The sequence below is a fragment of the Microbulbifer sp. ABM4_008 genome (genome assembly GCF_056311705.1).
Genome location: NZ_CM149970.1, coordinates 5195001 through 5198739 on the forward strand (window position 1 = coordinate 5195001; position 3739 = coordinate 5198739).

The following is a 3739-nucleotide window of genomic DNA, read 5'->3' on the forward strand; positions in this document are numbered from 1 at the left end:
TAGGTCGGGACACGTGTTATCTTGACTGAATATGGGGGGACCATCCTCCAAGGCTAAATACTCCCAGCTGACCGATAGTGAACCAGTACCGTGAGGGAAAGGCGAAAAGAACCCCGGAGAGGGGAGTGAAATAGAACCTGAAACCGTATACGTACAAGCAGTAGGAGCCCTTCGGGGTGACTGCGTACCTTTTGTATAATGGGTCAGCGACTTATTGTCTGTAGCAAGGTTAACCGCTTAGGGGAGCCGTAGAGAAATCGAGTCTTAATAGGGCGTTTAGTTGCAGGCAATAGACCCGAAACCCGGCGATCTATCCATGGGCAGGTTGAAGGTTGAGTAACATCAACTGGAGGACCGAACCCACTAATGTTGAAAAATTAGGGGATGACCTGTGGATCGGAGTGAAAGGCTAATCAAGCCGGGAGATAGCTGGTTCTCCTCGAAAGCTATTTAGGTAGCGCCTCGCGTCTCACCCTCGGGGGTAGAGCACTGTTTGGGCTAGGGGGTCATCCCGACTTACCAACCCCATGCAAACTCCGAATACCGAGGAGTGCAATCGCGGGAGACACACGGCGGGTGCTAACGTCCGTCGTGGAAAGGGAAACAACCCAGACCGCCAGCTAAGGTCCCAAATATCAGTTAAGTGGGAAACGATGTGGGAAGGCCCAGACAGCTAGGAGGTTGGCTTAGAAGCAGCCATCCTTTAAAGAAAGCGTAATAGCTCACTAGTCGAGTCGGCCTGCGCGGAAGATATACCGGGGCTCAAACTGATAACCGAAGCTGCGGATGCTCTTAGGAGCATGGTAGAGGAGCGTTGTGTAAGCCGTTGAAGGTGGATCGGGAGGTCTGCTGGAGGTATCACAAGTGCGAATGCTGACATGAGTAACGATAAGGGAGGTGAAAAACCTCCCCGCCGGAAGACCAAGGGTTCCTGTCCAACGCTAATCGGGACAGGGTTAGTCGACCCCTAAGGCGAGGGCGAAAGCCGTAGTCGATGGGAAACAGGTTAATATTCCTGTACTCGCTATTACTGCGACGGAGTGACGGAGAAGGCTAGGCCAGCATGGCGATTGGTTGTCCATGTTTAAGGTTGTAGGCTGGGGACTTAGGCAAATCCGGGTCCCTAAGGCTGAGAACTGATGACGAAGCCCACTTAGTGGGTGAAGTGGTTGATGCCCTGCTTCCAGGAAAAACTTCTAAGCTTCAGGTAATAGTGAATCGTACTCTAAACCGACACAGGTGGTCAGGTAGAGAATACCAAGGCGCTTGAGAGAACTCTGGTGAAGGAACTAGGCAAAATGGTACCGTAACTTCGGGAGAAGGTACGCCGGTTTTGGTGATGGGACTTGCTCCCTAAGCTGAGGCCGGTCGAAGTGACCAGGTGGCTGCGACTGTTTATTAAAAACATAGCACTCTGCAAACTCGTAAGAGGACGTATAGGGTGTGACGCCTGCCCGGTGCCGGAAGGTTAATTGATGGGGTTAGCTTCGGCGAAGCTCTTGATCGAAGCCCCGGTAAACGGCGGCCGTAACTATAACGGTCCTAAGGTAGCGAAATTCCTTGTCGGGTAAGTTCCGACCTGCACGAATGGCGTAACGATGGCCACGCTGTCTCCACCAGAGACTCAGTGAAATTGAAATCGCTGTTAAGATGCAGTGTACCCGCGGCTAGACGGAAAGACCCCGTGAACCTTTACTACAGCTTTGCACTGAACTTTGAGCCTATTTGTGTAGGATAGGTGGGAGGCTTTGAAGCAGCGACGCTAGTTGTTGTGGAGCCGTCCTTGAAATACCACCCTGGTATGTTTGAGGTTCTAACTCTGGTCCGTTATCCGGATCGAGGACAGTGTATGGTGGGTAGTTTGACTGGGGCGGTCTCCTCCCAAAGAGTAACGGAGGAGTACGAAGGTGCACTCAGCATGGTCGGAAATCATGCAATGAGCATAATGGTATAAGTGCGCTTGACTGCGAGACAGACATGTCGAGCAGGTACGAAAGTAGGTCATAGTGATCCGGTGGTTCTGTATGGAAGGGCCATCGCTCAACGGATAAAAGGTACTCCGGGGATAACAGGCTGATACCGCCCAAGAGTTCACATCGACGGCGGTGTTTGGCACCTCGATGTCGGCTCATCACATCCTGGGGCTGAAGCCGGTCCCAAGGGTATGGCTGTTCGCCATTTAAAGTGGTACGCGAGCTGGGTTTAGAACGTCGTGAGACAGTTCGGTCCCTATCTGCCGTGGGCGTTGGAGATTTGAGAAGAGTTGCTCCTAGTACGAGAGGACCGGAGTGAACGAACCTCTGGTGTTCCGGTTGTCACGCCAGTGGCATTGCCGGGTAGCTATGTTCGGACGGGATAACCGCTGAAAGCATCTAAGCGGGAAGCCTCCTTCAAGATAAGATCTCCCTGAGGCCTTGAGCCTCCTGAAGGGCCGTGGAAGACTACCACGTTGATAGGCTGGGTGTGGAAGCGTTGTGAGGCGTTGAGCTAACCAGTACTAATTGCCCGTGCGGCTTGACCATACAACAGAGATGGTTACTAACGACTAGCTAAGCTAGCGGATTGTGAGTTAGAGACATACGATCGCTTGCGGTGTATTACTACAGATTGTTTTACCGACTTATTTGGGGTTATCGCCGGTCAATAACATGACCGAGGCAAACAGCGATAACACGGCAGGCCAAGCACTTTGCTTATAAGACCAATGCCAACCCAAGCCAGTTTGCCTGACGACAATAGAGTTGTGGAACCACCTGATCCCTTGCCGAACTCAGAAGTGAAACGCAACATCGCCGATGGTAGTGTGGGGCTTCCCCATGTGAGAGTAGGTCATCGTCAGGCTTCTAATCCGAAAAGGGCCACCCAATAGGGTGGCCCTTTTTTTATGGCTGAAAATATTTTAAAAAACAAAAATAAAAAAACTAAGAAAGGGAAAGAAGAGAGACGCGCTGCGTGCAAAGTCATAGTGGTTCGAGCCTGTGGCTCTCACCCTCGGAGTGGCCTTCGGCAGGCTAAACCGTCACCAGCTGTCAGGTTTCTAATAAAAAAACCTACACCAGCTGCACTGCCGGGGTTTTCTTTTTAGGGTGCGGTAAATATTTTCACTATTTCGCGTGCCTGCGCTGCTATGTGAGCCGTTCACAAATCCGGAGTCATGCACCGCAGGCTGACGAGAACTGCCCGCCTACAGTGTGGGTCCAGTGTTTCCGATAACCTGCAAAATAGCTCTAAATAAAATAGTCGGTTTCCACGTCAAAAAATCAACCCCTAAAAGATCTTTACGTTTCTTCCTCAATTTTTTTCAGAGCTTCTGCAAAAATTTACCGCTGGATACACACTTAAAACTACTTTCATGAACTTTAGGTTTGTATTTTTTATGATATCAAAACTACCAGAGTTAGTAAGCCACTAAATGCTTCCAGAAAGTTATCCCCTAGAGCCTAATATCCCTAATGGTTATTCAATCTAGCCGCCAAATAGTGTGGAAAACACCGTGCTTTTAAAACTACGCGCATATTCCCCGGTAGTGATGTGGGGATTTTATTCATAGTTATATTTTCCATTTCCACCACCAGGGGATGCATTTGCAGTCTGATTTTTAACCAAAAACCATTTTGGAAATTTATTCCATAAAGTGCTTGCGGAGCCCCCCTGAAGTCCGTATAGTTCGCCTCCTCGCTGCTCAGGCAGCAGCGGGAAGGTAGCTCTAACTCGTTGATTTTCTTAAGAAAATCTTTTG

General features: G+C 50.0%; 2 rRNA genes (1 of these 2 running past the window's edge). Both read left to right on the plus strand.

From position 1 onward, the window contains the following. Window positions 1-2522, plus strand: a 23S ribosomal RNA gene (locus ACYX4J_RS22670); it begins 360 nt to the left of the window's first position. 203 nt (window positions 2523-2725) lie between these two features. Continuing rightward, window positions 2726-2841 (plus strand): 5S ribosomal RNA (rrf, locus tag ACYX4J_RS22675). Window positions 2842-3739: the final 898 nt, after the last annotated feature.